This window comes from Spirillospora sp. CA-142024 (genome assembly GCF_050942325.1).
Classification (GTDB): Bacteria; Actinomycetota; Actinomycetes; order Streptosporangiales; family Streptosporangiaceae; genus Spirillospora.
Window position 1 is genome coordinate 5894138 of record NZ_CP192077.1, and the last position, 17005, is coordinate 5911142.

The window sequence follows — 17005 nt, forward strand, 5'->3', positions numbered from 1 at the left end:
GCCACCTCAGCGTTGCTCAGCGCGGAATGTGAGGTGCCCGGAGCCGGCTTCGAAGACGGCGTAGCCGTCCCTCATGCCGGTGAAGCGGGCGGGCCCGGAGACGTGCACGTCGCCGGCCGAGCGGGCGGGGACGTGGATCTCGGCGCGGACGTTCACCGGGACGTCCACGGAAAGGGAGAAGCCGTGGCCGGCCCGGTTCCAGGAGACCCCGATGTCGCCGCGCTGGAGCGGCACCCTCCCGGAGGCGCGGTCCAGGCCGGTCAGCGGGGGCCTGATCCGGACGGCGGCCGAGGCCGGGGCGGTCGCGGTGACGCCGAGGAGGGTCCGCTGCACGTCCACGAGCGACGTCGCGCCCCACGGGTGCGAGAAGCTCTGCCCGGTCTCGGGCGCGTCCCACGACTCCCACGTGAACGTGCCTCCACGGGCGAGGATGTTGCCCCAGCCCGGCCCTTCGGTATCGGTGAGGCGGGTGACGACGTCCTTGGGGCGGCTGGAGAGCGCCTCAAGGAGCCGGTGCGCGGTCATCGGCCCCATCTGCATGCCGAGCCCGGCGATGTAGGACTCGACCGTGGCGCGGGTGCCGGCCGGGGCGACGCCGTAGGCGAGCGCGTAGGCGTTGGCGATCTGCGAAGCGTGCGCGCTCTGGCCGCCGTCGCTCTTCAGGCCGTCGGTGTAGACGCCGTCCGGCCGCCGGAGCCTGGCGTTGATGTTGCCGGTGAGCGTCCCGGCGTCCGCGCGCAGCGCCGCCGCGTCACCGGTCTTGCCGAGGGTCTCGGCGGCACGGGCGGTGGCGTTCAGGACGTCCACGCCGAGGACGTTGATGACGGTACGGGCGGCGGTGTCCATGTCGTGCCCGTAACGCATGGTCGCGGGCCAGTCGATGATGCCGTACTTGTACTGCCCGGAGCCGCCCTCAAGATCGGTGACCAGGCCCGTCCCGGACGCGATGTAGCGGCGGACGTACCCGGCGACCGCGCTCATCACCGGGTACGCCTCCGCGAGCGTGGACGCGTCGCCGGACTGCTCGTAGTAGTCCCAGACCCAGCCGGGGAACATCTCGGTGTAGTCGGGGATGTCGCGCTTGCCGTCTCCGTTCGGGTAGACGGCGTTGAGGCGGCCGTCCGGCCAGTACCGCGCCTGCGAGGCGATGAACTCGCGGATCGCCTGCCGAGTCAGGCGCCGCTCCCCGTAGGCGCCCATCATCGCGAGCGAGGTGTCGACCGAGTCGCCGAGAAACTGCCCCTTCTCGCGGGTGGGCGTGTCGAGGAACTGGGACTGCGACCCGTACAGCGCCGACCGCGCCATCAGGTCATAGGCCGCGTTCACTCCCGGGTTCGACGTATAAAGAGTGCCCTCGCGGGTCACCTCGTTGTGCTGGAGGACGGCTGAGATGTCGTCCGCCTCGGCGCCGGAACCTGGGGCGATCTCCAGGTAGCGGAACCCGACATAGGTGAGGGGCCGGAAGGTCTGGTCGCCGTCGCGCTGGGTGTAGCCGTAGCTGAGGTCAGTGTCCTGGTTGTCGTCCTTTGAGCGGGAGACCGTCCCGTCGTCGTTGAGGACGTAGGAGGCGTGCATGTCGACATGCCGTCCGGCGACGCCGTCCCGGAACCGCACCACCGGTACGGCCGGGATCACCTTCCCGAAGTCGGCGACCAGCGCGCCGGAGTCCAGCCGAGTGACCTTCACCGGCCGGACGGTCCGGTACGTGAGCACGGTCTCCTGCCCGTGCAGGTGCTTGAACCCGGACGCGGGATGGACGCCCACGACCTGCGGGTCCTGCCAGGAGGAGGCGTCGAAGCCCGGCTTGTCCCATCCGAGTTGCGCGGCGGTCCCGTCGATGTCCTCGACGTAGTCGCCGGCGTCGCCGTTGCGCTTCGGCGCCTTCTTCCAGGGCCCGCGCGTCACCTTCCACGATCCGTCTGTCACCACGACCTGCCGCGTCCCGTCGGCGTGGTCGATGACCAGCCGGACCAGCAGCCCCGGCTCGCCCTTCGGCCGGCCCTGCCCCGACCCGTACCAGTGGTACAGCGCGCCGATCGTGGCGGGCTGCCCGGCCTTCAGCCTGGAGGTGACATCGACGGTCTTGTAGAAGCCGTCGTCGGCGTACTCGAACGCGGGCCCGTGGTCGACGGTCTCCCCGTTCAGGTGCAGCGCGTACTGCTGGCCGGCCGCGATGTGCACGCGGGCACGCACGACCTTCGAGTCCCCGACCGTGAAGTCCTTGCGGGCCAGCGTGTAGTCGTCGGCCTCCGCGGTGGTGCGCCGGATCCAGGTGGCCTGCCAGTCCTTGTCGGCGAGCCCCGTGTCGAACGCGGCGGGCCGCGCCCACGGAGAGCGCTTTCCGGAGACGTCCCAGGTCCGGACCGTCCAGGTGTAGGACGTCTCCGGCGACAGCGACGGCCCGGCGTACTTCATGTACTCCTGGCTCCCCGACCGGACGCGTCCGCTGTCCCAGACCGCCTTGCCGGACGCCTCCCGCACGACGATCTCGTAGGCGCTCTGCACCTCGCCGGGGTCGCGGTCGCGGGGCGTCCAGCCGAACAGCGGCGCCCCCTCCACGCTCAGCGGGCGAGCCTGATCCCCCACGGTCAGCCCGGCCGGGGACTGCGGCGCACGCCCGGCGCGCAGCGCGGCCTGGGCGGTGCCGGGGAGCGCGACCACGGCGGCCGACAGCCCGGCCACGGCGACCGCGCGGAACGTCCTGGAACGGATCATGAGGAGTAGCCCTCCAGCTCGATGACGCGGCTGTAGTTGTGGTCGTTGGAGTCGTTGACGACCAGCCGGAGCGCGGACGCGGAGACGGGCGCGAAGGTCTTCTCGACCGTGCCGGCGGTGCTGCCGGTGACGGTCGCGACCGTCGTCCACTTCCCGTCCACCTCGGCCTGGACGTCGAAGTCCCGGATGCCGGTCTTCGAGGCCGGGTGGGCGGAGTCGTCCAGCGTGAAGACCTTCACGCGTCCGATGCGCTGCGGTTCGGCCCAGGTGGCGGTGAGGGTGTCGGGGAAGTCCCCGGCGGTGTCGTCGTTCCAGCCGCCGACGCCGTTCAGCCAGACGCCGGAGTCGGTGCCGCCGTCGTTGGTCCAGGCGGGCGAGGAGCCGCTGTGGGTGCTGGACGCCGACATCGTCGCGGTGCGGACGAGGTCGGACGTGACGTGCAGCGGGGCCTGGACGGTCTCGTCGTCGACCGTGACCGTGACGGTCCCGCCGGTCCCGCCGCCGGTGTGCCCGATCGTGACCGGGACGTCGGCGGAGCCGCCGGCCGGGATCGCGACCCGCGCCCCCGCCGAGGCGGTGAAACCGTCCGACGCGGAGACCTTCACCGGGACGGTGACGGCGTGCCGCTCAAGGTTGGTGACGCGGAACCGGGCGGCCACGGACGTTCCGTCGAGCACCGGAATGTCGACGCCGAACGGCGGCTCGACGGCGAGCTGGGTCCGGTCCTGCTGCACGGCGCCGGGAGTGCGGACGGTGAACGTCCAGGAACCCGATCCGACCTCGTATACGGCCCGCCCGTCCTGGACGCCCAGCGACCGGGCGCCGGCCGGGGCCGTCGCGCCGGACGCGCCGAGCAGCGGGACCTCGACACGCGCGGGCGCGCCGGGCGGGACGGTCACGTCAAGCCGCAGGTCGTGCCCAGACCGCCGCCAGGAGCTGGACACGGTGCCGCGCGGCGTCCGGTACGCGGACGAGGCGCGGGTCAGGTCGCCGACGACGGCGGGCCGGACGACGAGCTTCCCGAAGGCGACCGAGTCGCCCGCCTGCCCGATCCCGGCGAGTCCGGCGCCGAACCATTCGTCGATGGCGCCGAGCATGAAGTGGTTCTGCGAGCCGTAGCCCGTCGGTCCGTCCCAGTACTCGGTGAGGGCGGTCGCGCCGTGCACGACCTGGTAGCCGTAGCTGGGGTCGGTGACCTGCTGCGCGACGGCGAGGATGACGTCGTCGCGGCCGGCCGCCGACAGTGTCCGGAACACCGCGGGGAGCGCGATCTCCCCGACGGTCAGGTGGTACCCCTTGGCCTTGATGGACGCGACGAGGTGGTCGAGGACGGCCTTCTTCTGATCGTCCGGGACGATCCCGAGGTCCAGCGCGAACGCGTCCCCGGCCTGGCTGCCCGACCCGTAGGTGTGCCCCGCCTCGTTCAGGTACTCGGCGTTGAAGGCGCCGGCGATGTCGCCCGCCAGCCTGCCGTAGCGGGCGGCGTCGTCGTCCTTGCCGAGCAGCTTCGCGATTTGGGCGAGCGTGGCGGCGCTGCGCTGGTAGCCGTAGGTGGCGGCCACTCCGCGCGGCGTGGTCTTGTCGACGGCCGCCCAGTCGCCGAGGCCGTAGTCGAGCAGGTTCCCCTTGGCCTTGGACGTCAGGTAGTCCAGGTAGCGCTGCATGTTCGGGTAGAAGTCGCGCAGCGGGGCGGTGTCGCCGTAGGTGCGGTAGTGCTGCCAGGCGGCCATGATGATCGCGCTGCCCCAGTTGGGGTCGTCGCGGACGCCGCCGGAGAACTGGACGTACTCGGGCGCGATGTCGGGGACGAGCCCGTCCGCGGTCTGCGCCTCGGCCATGTTCCGCAGCAGCGCCGGGTAGTAGGCCGCGACGTCGTAGTTGCGGGTGACCGACCCCTGGACCAGCTGGGTCTCCTCCAGCCAGCCGAGCTTCTCCCGGTCGGGGCAGTCGGTGAGGATGCTGAACATGTTGCCCTGGATCGACCGGTCGATGATGCGGTGGACGCCGTTCAGCAGCAGGTCGGAACTCTCGAACGACCCGGCGGAGGCGTTGCCCGCGCGCAGGATGAGGGCGGACACGGCGTCCTTGCCCGGCTCGGACGGCAGGCCGGTCACCTGGAGGTAGCGGAACCCGTGGTAGACGAAGCGGGGATGCCAGGTCTCGGTGCCCGATCCCGCGAGCGTGTAGTGGTCCTCGACCGGCGGGTTCTGCGCCCCCCCGGCGATCATGGTGCCCTGCTCGACGAGACCGTCCTCGCCGAGCCGCTCCCCCGGCTTGAGCGTCAGCGTCGTGCCGCGCGGGCCGCCGACGCGGATCTCCGGCCACCCGGCGACGTTCTCGCCGAGGTCGAAGACGTAGGTGCCCTTCTTCGGCCGGGTCACCTTGACCGTCTCGCGGCGTCCGACGGGCACGATGGCGGGCGACGTCCGCGAGGTCAGCGCGATGCCGGGGTCGGGCGCCTCGGCGGCCGGCCGCCAGGAGTCCAGGTTCGCCGACGGCTGGTCCCAGCCCTTCTGCGCGAGCCGGGCGTCCTCGTCCTCACCGCCGTACCAGTGGGTGAACGTGGTCGGGCCGAGGTCGGTCCGCCAGGACGAGTCGGTCGCGACCCGCGTCGTCGTCCCGTCGGCGAGCGTGACCTCAAGCTGCGCGAGCAGCTTCGGTGAACCCTGCGCGCCGACGTACTTGGTGTAGCGGTCGCTGGTCGCGGTGACGTTGTAGGTGCCGTTGCCGAGCCGGACGCCGATCGCGTTGCCGCCGCGCCGCAGCAGCCCGGTGACGTCGTAGGCGGCGTACTCGGCGCGCTTGCGGTAGTCGGTGTTCGGCGGTTCGAGGACGGCGTCGCTCACCGGGCGGCCGTTGACCGTGGCGTCGTAGATGCCGAGCGCGGTGATGTAGAGCCGCGCCGACCGCACCGTGTTCTTCAGGGAGAACTGGCGGGCGAGCAGCGGCAGCCGGGGCAGGTCCGTCTGGTAGGCGGGCGGCGGTTCCTGGCCGGCGACGGTCTTGGCGGTCGCGAACGGGCCGTCCGCCGAGCCGGACGTCTGCAGCGTGTAGTCGACGGGGAAGTTCGGCGTCTTCCCGTCGCCCGTCATCACGTCCGTGCGCGGGTACAGCTTGACGGACGAGATGTCCTTGGCCGCGCCGAGGTCGAGCTGGAGCCAGATGTGATGCCCCGGGTCCTGCGAGGCGTAGGTGGGGCTCGTGTACCCGAAGGGCGCCTTCTGCGTCGTGACCGACCCGTCGGTGATGAACTCCGGCATCCACTTGCCGGGGTATTCGCGGACCTCGGAGGCGGTGACGGCCGCGCCCTTCGCCACGTTCGTCCCGGACGGGTCGAGCGCCTCGATCTCGGCGAGCTGGAGCCGGGACACCAGGGAGCTGCCCTCCTTGATCGGCAGTCCCAGCTTCGTGACGTCCAGCCGCAGGTAACGGGCCTTGGTGTCGGTCGGCAGCGCGACCGTGACCGGGGTGGGCGCCCGGTTCAGCCACCGGTCGTCACTGATCCACTTGGCGGACCAGTCGTCCTTGGCGAGCAGGCCCGTCTCGAACCGGGCCGGCGGGCTCCAGGAGGACGCGCGCCCGGAGCCGTCCCAGACCCGGACCCGCCACCACACCTGGCGGCGGGAGGTGAGCGCCGTGCCCCGGTAGACGGCGTTCGCGGTGCCGGAGGCGACCCTGCCCGAGTCCCACAGGTCGGCGTGGCCGAGCCCGTCGCGGGACGTCGCCGCGACCACCTGGTAGGCGGTCTGGGCGGCGCCGTGCCCGGCCGCCGACAGGCGCCAGCTCAGCGTGGGGGTGACGTCGCCGATGCCGACGGGGTCGTCGAGCGCGTCGGTCCGCAGCCCGGTGGCCCGGAGCCCCGCCGCGTCCGCGCGTGCGGGCAGGGCCGTGACGGCGGTGAGCAAGAGGCAGGAGAGCACCGGTACGACGGCGCGGCTCGGGGGGATTCTGCGCATGGACGAGACGTCCTCTCGGAACTGTGCGGGGGGGGTGGGACGGCGCCCGTTTCCCGGGCATGCCGAGCAGAACCCACGGCCGTGCGGGTCGGCCGTGGGCTTTCGCCCGTCATCGCCTAGGAGCGGATCCCCCGATCACGCCAAGAGAGAGTTGTTCCGTCAGGGATTCACTTCGACCAGGTCGATCTCCAAGAGGTCGGCGAGGGCCTTCAGGTCGGCGATGCGGTGGCCGGTGCCGAGGGCCCAGTGGTGGGAGATTCCGGTGGCGCTCCACGCGTCGGTCCACTCGCCCGGATCGCAGCCGAAGTCGACGCGGGACGTGGTGTTGCCGATCTTCAGCAGCGGGCCGTCCACGGTCTCGCCCTCGGAGGCGGCGAACGCGAACCGGCCGTCGCGGCGCTGGATGACGCCGAACGCGGTGACGGGGCCGTGCTTGACGTCGAACTCGACGGACACGCCGTAGCCGCGCTTGCCGTGGTAGACGCCGAGGCCGCGCAGCAGCGGGCGGCGCGCGCTGATCGCCAGGTGCGCGGGCCCGTCGTGGCCCATCTCGACGTGGCCGCGGTGGAAGTCCAGGGCCTGCAGCTCGGTGAACGAGCCGCCCGCGCCGAGCCGGTCGGCGATCAGCATGGCCAGGGACGTGCGCAGCTCGTACTCGCCCGCCGCCGGGATCCCGCGCGCGGTGAGCAGCGACGCGCCGAGGATCATCCCGGCGCCGAGCCGCTCGTGCACCTCGCCGTCCAGGCCCCGGTGGTAGTAGGCGAGGCTGTCGAGCTCGAAGTCCTCGGCGAGGCGGTCGAGGCCGACCGCCACCCGGGCCGCCCAGGTGAGGTCGTCGTCGACGACGGACGCGTCCAGCTCGAAGATCTTCTCCGCCTCGGCCTTCTTCGCGGCCGTCTCGGCGTCGGTGACCTTCTCGACCCGGACGCGCAGGTCGTCGAACTCCAGCACCTCCACGTGCCCGCCGAAGTTGGCGCTGACGAGGGTGAGGTCGGTGGAGACGTCCAGCATCCCCGGGTAGAGGTGGCCCATGAGCCCGTGCCGGCCCCGGCGCAGCGCGGCCCGCACCCCGGCGGCCCGCACCCAGCGGCCGATCTTCGCCCAGGCGCGCTCGTCCTCCAGGTACCCGGAGACGGACCGGAACGGGACGCCGCAGCGCGCGAACGCGTTGGCCATCTCCGGGAGCGGGCAGGCGCCGCAGTAGGCGAGCCACTGCCCGGTGTCGAAGGCGGCGTGGTCCATCGACTCGGTCGGCTGCAGGTTGATCAGCAGGACCGGCGCGTCCGCCCGCTGCGCGACCGGGACCAGCATCGTCGCGGTCATGTACGTGGTGAGGAAGCCGACGATGATGTCGCAGCCGGCGGCGCGCAGCTTCTCGGCGGCCGCCGCGCCCTCCTGCGCGTCGGAGATGAAGCCGACGTCGACGACCTCGGCGCCGAGCCCGCGCATCCGCTCCGAGACGCGCTCGGCGGACCGCTTGAGCTGCGGCAGCAGGTCCGGGAACTGCGGCCAGTACGCGCCGAGACCGCCGGCGACGAGGCCGACCTTCACCGTCGGCGGCGCCGTGTTGTCTGCCATTCCTCTCCTCCTGTCTGCGGGCGGGCCGTGAGCGCGCCCGGAAACGTGATCACCGACACGTCGGAGCGCGCGAACCTTCCGGCCGGGCGCATCGTTCTCCTATTCGGGTTCACTTTGGTCGAGCGGGCCCGACAGGGACGGTCGGCGGCCCGGGTGGGGACGGTGCGGCGACGGCGATGTGAGCGCCGGCGCCGCGCGGTCCGGGCCGCCGGCCGTTCTTCCCTCTTTCCGGTGGAAGTCCCTCCTCATCGCAGGAACGCGGCGGCGACGCCGGCGTCCACGGGGATGTGCAGTCCGGTGGTGTGGGTCAGGTCCCCGCCGGTGACGGCGAAGACGGCGGCGGCGACGTGCTCGGGCAGCACCTCGCGCTTCAGCAGCGTCCGCTGGGCGTAGAACTCGCCGAGCCTCTCCTCCTCGACGCCGTAGACGGCGGCGCGCTTGGCGCCCCAGCCGCCGGCGAAGATCCCGGAGCCGCGCACCACCCCGTCGGGGTTGATGCCGTTGACGCGGACGCCGTGCTCGCCGAGCTCGGCGGCCAGCAGCCGGACCTGGTGCGCCTGGTCGGCCTTGGTCGCGCCGTAGGCGATGTTGTTCGGCCCGGCGAACACGCCGTTCTTGGAGGAGACGTAGACGATGTCGCCGCCCATCTCCTGCTCGATCATCACGCGGGCGGTCTCCCTGGACACCAGGAACGAGCCGCGCGCCATGACGTCGTGCTGGAGGTCCCAGTCGGCCGAGGTCGTCTCCAGCAGCGGCTTGGAGATCGACAGGCCGGCGTTGTTGACGACGAGGTCGACGCCGCCGAACGCCAGGACCGCCGCCCGGACGGCCGCGGCGATCTCCTCTTCGGACGTCACGTCCGCGCCTACCGCGACCGCTACGTCCGCCTCGCGCAGCGCCTTGGCGCCGATCTCGGCGGCGACCTTCTCCGCCGCCGCGACGTCCATGTCGGCGACGACCACGCAGGCGCCCTCGGCGGCCAGGCGGCGCGCGGTGGCCGCGCCGATGCCCGAGCCGCCGCCGGTGACCAGCGCGACCCGGGCGGCGAGCGGCTTCGGCTTCGGCATCCGGCGGAGCTTGGCCTCCTCCAGCTCCCAGTACTCGATGCGGAACTTCTCCGCCTCGTCGATCGGCGCGTAGGAGGACAGCGCCTCCGCGCCCCGCATCACGTTGATCGCGTTGACGTAGAACTCGCCCGCGACGCGCGCGGTCTGCTTGTTCGCGCCGAAGGAGAACATGCCGACGCCGGGGACCAGCACGATCGCCGGGTCCGCGCCGCGCATGGCGGGAGAGCCGGGGACGGCGTTCCGGTCGTAGTAGGCCGCGTACTCCTCGCGGTAGGCGGCGTGCAGCTCCTTCAGCCGGGCCTTGACGTCGTCGAGCGGCGCGTCCGGCGGCAGGTCCAGGACCATCGGCGCGACCTTGGTGCGCAGGAAGTGGTCCGGGCAGGACGTGCCGAGCGCGGCGAGGCGCGGATGCTCGGCGCGGGAGAGGAAGTCGAGGACGCTCTCGCCGTCGGTGAAGTGCCCGACCTGCGGCCGGTCCGTGGACGCCAGGCCGCGGATCAGCGGGAACAGGGCGGCGGCGCGGGCGTGCCGCTCGTCCTCCGGCAGCGCCGGGTGGACCACCTCACCGAACGGGTCGGCCCTGCCGTGCTCGGCGATGTAGGCCTCCGCGGTGCGGATGATGTCGAGCGAGTTGGCCTTGCACTCCTCGCTCGTGTCGCCCCACGCGGTGATGCCGTGCCCGCCGAGGATCACGCCGATCGCCCGCGGGCTGGCACGCTTGATCTCGGCGATGTCCAGCCCGAGCTGGAAGCCGGGGCGCCGCCACGGCACCCACGCCACCCGGTCGCCGAAGATCCGCCGGGTCAGTTCCTCGCCGTCCGCGGCGGTCGCGATCGCGATGCCGGAGTCGGGGTGCAGGTGGTCGACGTGCGCGGCCTCCACGAGACCGTGCATCGCGGTGTCGATGGACGGCGCGGCACCGCCCTTGCCGTGCAGGCAGTAGTCGAACGCGGCGACCATCTCGTCCTCGCGCTCCACGCCCGGGTAGACGTCCACGAGAGCGCGCATCCGGTCCAGGCGCAGCACCGCCAGGCCCGCTTCGGTGAGGGTGCCGAGGTCGCCGCCGGAGCCCTTCACCCACATCAGCTCGACGTCGCGGGCCGTCACGGGGTCGGTGACGGTGCCCTTCGCGGAGGCGTTGCCGCCCGCGTAGTTGGTGTTGCGCGGGTCCGAGCCGAGAGTGTTGGCGCGTTCCAGCAGCTGCTCCACCTCGGGTGGGGTGGAAGTCATCGGTTTCGTCTCCTTCACCTGTCAGGCGCCCCAGCCGGCGGCCTGGCCGTCCTTGCGCTCCTCGGCGACCCGCTCGTAGTAGCCGGACGCCTTGTAGGCGGCGACCGGGTCCGGGTGCAGTGCCATCTCCTCGCGCAGCTCGGCGAGCAGCGGCCGGACGTCGGTGTTGTAGGCGTCCATGAACACCGCGTTCGCCTCCAGGACCTCACCGGACTCCTGCGCCGACCGCAACGCGCCGGCGTCCACCAGCAGCGCCTTGGCGGTGGCCTCCTGGACGTTCATCACCGAGCGGATCTGGCCCTGGATCTTCGGCTCGATGTTGTGGCACTGGTCGAGCATGAACGCCACGCCCGCCTCGGCGTCGTAGCCGCCGCCGCGCACCACCTCGTACATGATCCGGAACAGCTGGAACGGGTCCGCCGCGCCCACCATCAGGTCGTCGTCGGCGTAGAAGCGGGAGTTGAAGTCGAACCCGCCGAGCTTCCCCTCGCGCAGCAGGAACGCGACGATGAACTCGATGTTGGTGCCGGGCGCGTGGTGCCCGGTGTCCACCACGACCTGCGCCTTCGGGCCGAGCTTCACGCAGTGCGCGTAGGAGGTGCCCCAGTCCGGCAGGTCGGTCGCGTAGAACGCGGGCTCGAACAGCTTGTACTCCAGCAGGAACCGCTGGTCGTCGCCGAGCCGCTCGTACACGGCGGCGAGGGCCTCGGCCATCCGGTCCTGGCGGGTGCGGATGTCGTCCTGGCCTGGGTAGTTCGTCCCGTCGGAGAACCACAGCTTCAGGTCGCGGGAACCCGTCAGGTCCATGATGTCGACCGCTTCGAGCAGGTGGTCGAGCGCCTTGCGGCGGACGGCGGGATCGGGGTTGGTGACGCTGCCGAGCATGTAGTCGTCGTCCTGGAAGACGTTGGTGTTCACCGCCCCGATCCGCACCCCCCTCTCCTTGGCGTGCGCGGCGAGCGCGGCGTAGTCGTCCACCTTGTCCCAGGGGATGTGCACGGCGACGCTGGGCGCGACGCCGGTGAACCGGTGCACCTGCGCGGCGTCGTCGATCTTCTCCTGCGGGGTGCGCGGCACGCCCCGCTGGGCGAAGACCTTGAACCGGGTCCCCGAGTTCCCGTACGCCCACGAGGGAGTCTCGATCTGCTGGCGGCGCAGGGCGTCCTTCACCGCGCTGGTGTCCGTCACGATTACCTCTCTCAATCCAGGTGGAAGACCTCGGTCAGCGGCCGCATGCCCTCGTCGGGGCGGCCGTCGAGGTCCTCGAAGTACTGCGCCATCTCGGCCTGCCAGCGGGCGTTGACCTCGGTGCGGGCCATCGCCTCCTGGGCGGCCTCGAAGTCGTCGGTCTCCAGGTAGCCGACGAGGAGGCCGTCCTCCCGCAGGAACAGCGAGTAGTTGTGCCAGCCGGTGTCGCGCAGAGCGCTCAGCATGTCGGGCCAGACCGCCTGGTGGCGCAGCTCGTACTCCTCCAGGCGGTCCTGCCTGACCTTCAGCAGGAAGCACACGCGCTTCCGGCTTCCAGACGACGTCATGCGATCGGAATCAGAAGTGGTACTGGTCGATGTTCTTGGCGTCGAACACCGTCGGCGGGCCGAGGATCACCTCGCCGTTGGCGCCGATCGTGCGCTCGCCGAGCTTGCCGGCCTTGAACTTCTCGCCCTGCGCGCCGGTGATCTGGCCGGACGACAGCGCCGCCGCCGCGTACGCCGCGAGGTAGCCGAGGTTCTTCGGGTCCCACAGCTCGAACTGCTTGACGGTGCCGTCCTTGACGAACTTGCGCATCTGGTCCGGGGTGCCGAGGCCGGTCAGCGCGACCTTGCCCTTGTACTTGGAGCCGGAGATGTAGCGGGCCGCGGCGGCGATGCCGACCGTGGTGGGCGAGATGATGCCCTTCAGGTTCGGGTACGCCTGCAGCAGGCCCTGCGTCTGCTGGAACGACTTCTGGTCGTCGTCGTCGCCGTAGGCGACCTTGACGAGCTTCATGCCGGAGTACTCCGGCTTCTTCAGCTCGTCCTGCATGAACTTGATCCAGGTGTTCTGGTTGGTGGCGTTCGCGGTCGCCGACAGGATCGCGATCTCGCCCTTGCCGCCGATCTGCTCCTTCAGCAGCTTGACCTCGCTGCGGCCGATCTCCTCGGAGCTGGCCTGGTTGATGAACACGTCCCGGCAGTCGGGGTTGGTGTCGGAGTCGTAGGCGACGATCTTGATGTTCTTGGACATCGCCTGCTTGAGCGGGCCGCACACCGCGTTCTCGTCGTTGGCGGCGATGAGGATCGCGTCGTGCCGCTGCTGGATCAGCGTGTTGATGTAGGAGACCTGCGAGGACGCCGACGCGTCGGACGGGCCGACCTCCTTGGCGGCGCCGCCGAACTCCTTGGTGGCCGCGATGCCGGCGTTGTCGACGATCGTCTCGTAGGGATTGTTGACCTGCTTCGGCAGGAACGCGAGCTTCAGGCCCTTCTTCAGCGGCGCGTTCGGGTTCGCGGACGCGTTCCCGGCGGCCTTGCCGTCCCCGGAGTCGGACGAGGAGTCCTTGGTGGTCCCGCCGCAGGCGGCCAGGCTGAGGGCCAGGGCGCTCGCCGTGGCGACGGCGGCCAGCCGGCGCGGGGCGCGCAGACGAATGGTCATCAGATGCCTTTCAGAGAATCCGGGTCGTGCTGTGGGGTGGGTTGACGCGGCGGGGGGACGGTCTCGGGCGGTCGGGGCGGGGTTCATGGCGGGGTCATGGTGCGGCGGCGGGGACCGCGGGTCGCGCGCCCCGCCGCCGGCCTTGTGCCTCGCGCACCACGGCGATCAGCCGCGGCGTGAGGACGCTGATGATGAGGAGCAGCCCGGTGACGATCGACTGGACCTCGGTGGAGACGTCGTTGAGCATCAGCAGGTTGCGGAGCAGGCCGATGAGCAGCACGGCCGCGATGACGCCGCCGAGGGTGCCCTTGCCGCCGTCGAAGTCGATGCCGCCGAGCAGCACCCCCGCGATGACGGTGAGCTCCAGGCCGAGGCCGTTGTCGGCGCGGGCGCTGCCGTAGCGGAGCGTGTAGACGACGCCGGCGAACCCGGCGACGAGGCCGGACACCACGAACAGGATCAGCTTGAGGCGCTTGACCCGGATGCCGGCGAAGTAGGCGGCGTCCTCCTGCGCGCCGATCGCGAACAGCGACCGCCCGATGCCGGTGGCGTGCAGGACGACGGCCGTGGCGGCGGCGAGCAGGGCGAACAGCGCGATCGGATACGGGATCGGGGTGCCCGGGATGGACGAGGTCGCGAGGTCGGTGTAGGCGGACGGGAACTCCGAGACCGCCCCGGTGCCGAGCGTCACGTACGCCAGCCCCCGGTAGAGGGTCATCGTGCCGATCGTCACGGCCAGGGACGGCAGCCCGAGCCTGGTGACGAGCAGCCCGTTGACCAGGCCGCAGACGAGCCCGACGACCAGCACCAGCGGGATGATCGCCTCGATGGCCATGCCGCCGTCCCACAGCTTGCCGGTGAGGGCGCTGCAGAGCCCGAGGATCGAGGCGACCGACAGGTCCACCTGCCCGCAGACGACGAGCAGCGTCATCGGCAGCGCGATCAGCGCGATCTCGCTGAGGTCGTCCAGCGCGAACGACAGGTTGTCGTTGTTGGCGAAGTCGGGCGAGAACCCGGCGCCGCCGGCGAACACCACGATCAGCAGCGCGGTGACCGCGGTCTCCCACCGCATGAGGCGGCTCATGACCGGCCCTCCTTCGTAGCCGTGTTCGATGCCGTGTTCGATTCCAGGGCGGTCCCGCCGCCGTTCACGTCGCGGTGCACGGTGGACTCCAGGGACCGCTGCCTGAGCGCCCGGGTGACGCGCAGCGCCAGCAGCCGGTCGACGCTGATGGCCAGCAGCAGCAGGACACCGGTGATCGCGTCCTGCCAGAACGAGTTGACCTTGAGCACCACCAGCACGCTGCCGATGGTGGTGAGCAGCAGCCCGCCGAGCGCCGCCCCGTACACGGTGCCGACGCCGCCGGTGATGGCGACGCCGCCGACGACGACGGCCGCGACGACCTTGAGCTCCCAGCCGTGCGCGGCGTCGGCGACGACGGTGCCGAACCGGGCCAGCCACAGGACCCCGGCGAGGCCGGCGAGCGCGCCGCTGACCAGGTAGGCGGTGAGGATGCGGCGGCGGATCGACACGCCCGCGAGGTTCGCGGCCTCGGGGCTGGACCCGATCGCGTAGTACTCGCGCCCGGACGAGTAGGAGCGCAGGTAGTAGCCGACCGCGAGCATCACGACCACGGTGATGATCGGCAGGTAGGGGATGCCGAGGACGCCGTCGTTGCCGAGCTTCAGCAGCGAGGAGGGCAGCTCGGCGGCGCCGATCTGGTCGCCGTGCGCGATCCGGTAGTCGAGCCCCTGGATCACGTACAGGGTGCCGAGGGTGACGACGAGGGACGGGACGCGGCAGAAGCTGACGAGCAGCCCGTTCACCAGCCCGCAGAGGAGGCCGATGAGGACGCCGGCCAGGACGACCAGCACGACGTTGCGGTCGCCGCCGGAGGCGAACTTGCCGGCGGTGAACGCGACGAGCCCGACGACGGATCCGACCGACAGGTCGATGTTGCGGGTGACGACGACCATGCTCTGCCCGACGGCGAGCAGCACCAGGATCGAGGCGTTGAGGAAGATGTCCTTCACGCCCTGCCCGGACAGGAACCGCGGGTTGGCGATGGTCGTGCCGACGACGAGGACGACGAGCGCGCCGAGGATGCTCAGCTCGCGGGCGCGCAGCACCATGTCGACGAGGCGGCGGCCGCCGCCCGGCGGCCCGCCCGAACCCGGCTTGGCCGGGGACTGTGCGAGGACGGTCATCTGCTCAGGCCGCCTTTCCGTTGCCGGTGCGGCCGGTCGCGGCGGCCATCACGCTCTCCTCGGTCGCGTCCGCGCGGGCGATCTCGGCGGTGAGCCGGCCCTCGTGCATGACCAGGACGCGGTCGGCCATGCCGATCACCTCCGGCAGGTCGGAGGAGATCATCAGCACCGCGAGGTCCTGCGCGGCCAGCTCCGACAGCAGCCGGTGGACCTCGGCCTTGGTGCCGACGTCGATGCCGCGGGTCGGCTCGTCCACGATCAGCACGGCCGGCTCGGTGGCCAGCCACTTGGCGAGCACGACCTTCTGCTGGTTGCCGCCCGACAGGACGCCGACGGCGTCGGTGAGCCGGGCGTACTTCAGCTGGAGCCGCAGGCCCCAGTCGGCGGCGCGGTTCCGCTCGACCTTCCGCGAGATCAGGCCCCCGCGGCCGGTCTCGCGGCGCAGCGTCCTCAGCTGGGTGAGGCCCATGTTCCGCTCGATGGACATGTCCATCACCAGTCCCTGCTGGCGGCGGTCCTCGGGGACGAGCGCGAGCCCGGCCGACATCGCGGCGGTCGGGCTGCCGGCCGGCAGTTTCCGGCCGTCGACCTCGACGTCGCCGGCGTCCCAGCGGTCCACCCCGAAGACGGCGCGGGCGACCTCGCTGCGGCCGGCGCCGACCAGTCCGGCCAGCGCGACGATCTCGCCGCGGCGGACCTCGAAGGAGACGTCGGTGAAGGCGCCCTCGCGGGTCAGCCGGCTGACCTTCAGCGCGACCTCGCCGGGCGTGACGTCCTGCTTGGGGTAGAGCGCGTCGAGGTCGCGGCCGACCATCCGGCGGACGAGGTCGTCGGCGGTGATGTCCCCGGTCCGGTCGGTGCCGACGTAGGTGCCGTCGCGCAGCGTGGTGACCCGCTGGCAGAGCTCGAAGATCTCCTCCAGCCGGTGCGAGATGAACAGGACCGCGCAGCCGTGCTCCTGCAGGGTGCGGGTCACGGTGAACAGCCGGGCGACCTCCTGGCCGGTGAGCGCGGCGGTGGGCTCGTCCATGATGAGGACCCGCGCGTCCCGGGAGATGGCCTTGGCGATCTCGACGACCTGCTGGTCGGCGATCGACAGGCCGCGGGCGGGCTGCTGGGGGTCCAGCGCGACGCCGAGCCGCCCGAACAGCTTCGCGGCCTCGGCGTGCATGGCGCGGCGGTCGATGCGGCCGAGCGCGCCGCGCGGCTGGCGGCCCATGAAGATGTTCTCGGCGACCGACAGGTCGGGGAACAGCGTGGGCTCCTGGTAGATGACCGCGACGCCGGCGGCCTGCGCGTCGGCGGGCCCGCCGAACGTGACGGGCTCGCCGTCCACCCGCACCTCGCCCGCGTCGGGGCGGTGCACCCCTGCGAACGTTTTTACGACGGTGGACTTGCCCGCGCCGTTCTCCCCGGCCAGAGCGTGCACCTCGCCCGCGTGGAGCTCCAGGGTGACGCCCTGGAGAGCGCGCACGGCGCCGAACGACTTACTCACGTTGACCAGTGCCAATGTCGGCGGCGCCGACCGGCCCGGTGCACCCATCGCGGCCCTCCTCGCGGGGGACGTCTGTGACGTACAGATGAAAAACGTTTTAACAGGATGTTGCGGAGGACGCTAGA

At 71.6% G+C, this 17005-nt stretch carries 10 protein-coding genes; all 10 read right to left on the reverse strand.

Translation table 11 applies throughout. The features are described 5' to 3' along the window. Window positions 1–6: 6 nt before the first annotated feature. Entirely contained in the window at window positions 7–2715 is a 2709-nt protein-coding gene (locus tag ACQPZP_RS28150; protein WP_433472736.1) for a family 78 glycoside hydrolase catalytic domain, read from the reverse strand. Further along, entirely contained in the window at window positions 2712–6671 is a 3960-nt protein-coding gene (locus ACQPZP_RS28155) for a family 78 glycoside hydrolase catalytic domain (protein WP_433472737.1), read from the reverse strand. The genes ACQPZP_RS28150 and ACQPZP_RS28155 overlap by 4 nt, the downstream gene beginning before the upstream one ends. Window positions 6672–6830: 159 nt before the next feature. Further along, window positions 6831–8249, reverse strand: coding sequence for an arabinose isomerase (locus ACQPZP_RS28160; RefSeq protein WP_433472738.1), 1419 nt, complete (start codon window positions 8247–8249; stop codon window positions 6831–6833). Window positions 8250–8494: 245 nt separating this feature from the next. After that, window positions 8495–10546, reverse strand: a complete 2052-nt coding sequence (locus ACQPZP_RS28165) for a bifunctional aldolase/short-chain dehydrogenase (protein ID WP_433472739.1) — start codon at window positions 10544–10546, stop codon at window positions 8495–8497. A gap of 21 nt (window positions 10547–10567) precedes the next feature. Then, window positions 10568–11734, reverse strand: a complete 1167-nt coding sequence (rhaI, locus tag ACQPZP_RS28170) for an L-rhamnose isomerase (RefSeq protein ID WP_433472740.1) — start codon at window positions 11732–11734, stop codon at window positions 10568–10570. Between the two features lie 11 nt (window positions 11735–11745). Further along, window positions 11746–12081: an L-rhamnose mutarotase gene (locus ACQPZP_RS28175; protein WP_433472741.1), complete on the reverse strand. Its 336-nt coding sequence runs from the start codon at window positions 12079–12081 to the stop codon at window positions 11746–11748. A gap of 10 nt (window positions 12082–12091) precedes the next feature. Further along, on the reverse strand, window positions 12092–13177 hold the full coding sequence (gene rhaS, locus ACQPZP_RS28180) for a rhamnose ABC transporter substrate-binding protein (RefSeq protein ID WP_433472742.1): 1086 nt from the start codon (window positions 13175–13177) through the stop codon (window positions 12092–12094). A 94-nt stretch (window positions 13178–13271) separates the two neighbouring features. Then, window positions 13272–14261: an ABC transporter permease gene (locus tag ACQPZP_RS28185; protein ID WP_433462347.1), complete on the reverse strand. Its 990-nt coding sequence runs from the start codon at window positions 14259–14261 to the stop codon at window positions 13272–13274. Then, the gene (locus ACQPZP_RS28190) at window positions 14258–15385 is read right to left on the reverse strand and encodes an ABC transporter permease (protein WP_433472743.1); all 1128 of its coding nucleotides are present in this window, start codon (window positions 15383–15385) and stop codon (window positions 14258–14260) included. The genes ACQPZP_RS28185 and ACQPZP_RS28190 overlap by 4 nt, the downstream gene beginning before the upstream one ends. Before the next feature lie 4 nt (window positions 15386–15389). Continuing rightward, window positions 15390–16928 (reverse strand): sugar ABC transporter ATP-binding protein, encoded by a 1539-nt coding sequence (locus ACQPZP_RS28195; RefSeq protein ID WP_433472744.1) that lies wholly within the window; start codon window positions 16926–16928, stop codon window positions 15390–15392. Window positions 16929–17005 lie beyond the last annotated feature (77 nt).

What these genes read in the sequence shown, in the direction of transcription:
- ACQPZP_RS28150 (WP_433472736.1), bottom strand. Translation starts at nt 2,715, where the DNA reads ATGATCCGTTCCAGGACGTTCCGCGCGGTCGCCGTGGCCGGGCTGTCG.
- ACQPZP_RS28155 (WP_433472737.1), bottom strand. Translation starts at nt 6,671, where the DNA reads ATGCGCAGAATCCCCCCGAGCCGCGCCGTCGTACCGGTGCTCTCCTGC.
- ACQPZP_RS28160 (WP_433472738.1), bottom strand. Translation starts at nt 8,249, where the DNA reads ATGGCAGACAACACGGCGCCGCCGACGGTGAAGGTCGGCCTCGTCGCC.
- ACQPZP_RS28165 (WP_433472739.1), bottom strand. Translation starts at nt 10,546, where the DNA reads ATGACTTCCACCCCACCCGAGGTGGAGCAGCTGCTGGAACGCGCCAAC.
- ACQPZP_RS28175 (WP_433472741.1), bottom strand. Translation starts at nt 12,081, where the DNA reads ATGACGTCGTCTGGAAGCCGGAAGCGCGTGTGCTTCCTGCTGAAGGTC.
- rhaS (WP_433472742.1), bottom strand. Translation starts at nt 13,177, where the DNA reads ATGACCATTCGTCTGCGCGCCCCGCGCCGGCTGGCCGCCGTCGCCACG.
- ACQPZP_RS28185 (WP_433462347.1), bottom strand. Translation starts at nt 14,261, where the DNA reads ATGAGCCGCCTCATGCGGTGGGAGACCGCGGTCACCGCGCTGCTGATC.
- ACQPZP_RS28190 (WP_433472743.1), bottom strand. Translation starts at nt 15,385, where the DNA reads ATGACCGTCCTCGCACAGTCCCCGGCCAAGCCGGGTTCGGGCGGGCCG.
- ACQPZP_RS28195 (WP_433472744.1), bottom strand. Translation starts at nt 16,928, where the DNA reads ATGGGTGCACCGGGCCGGTCGGCGCCGCCGACATTGGCACTGGTCAAC.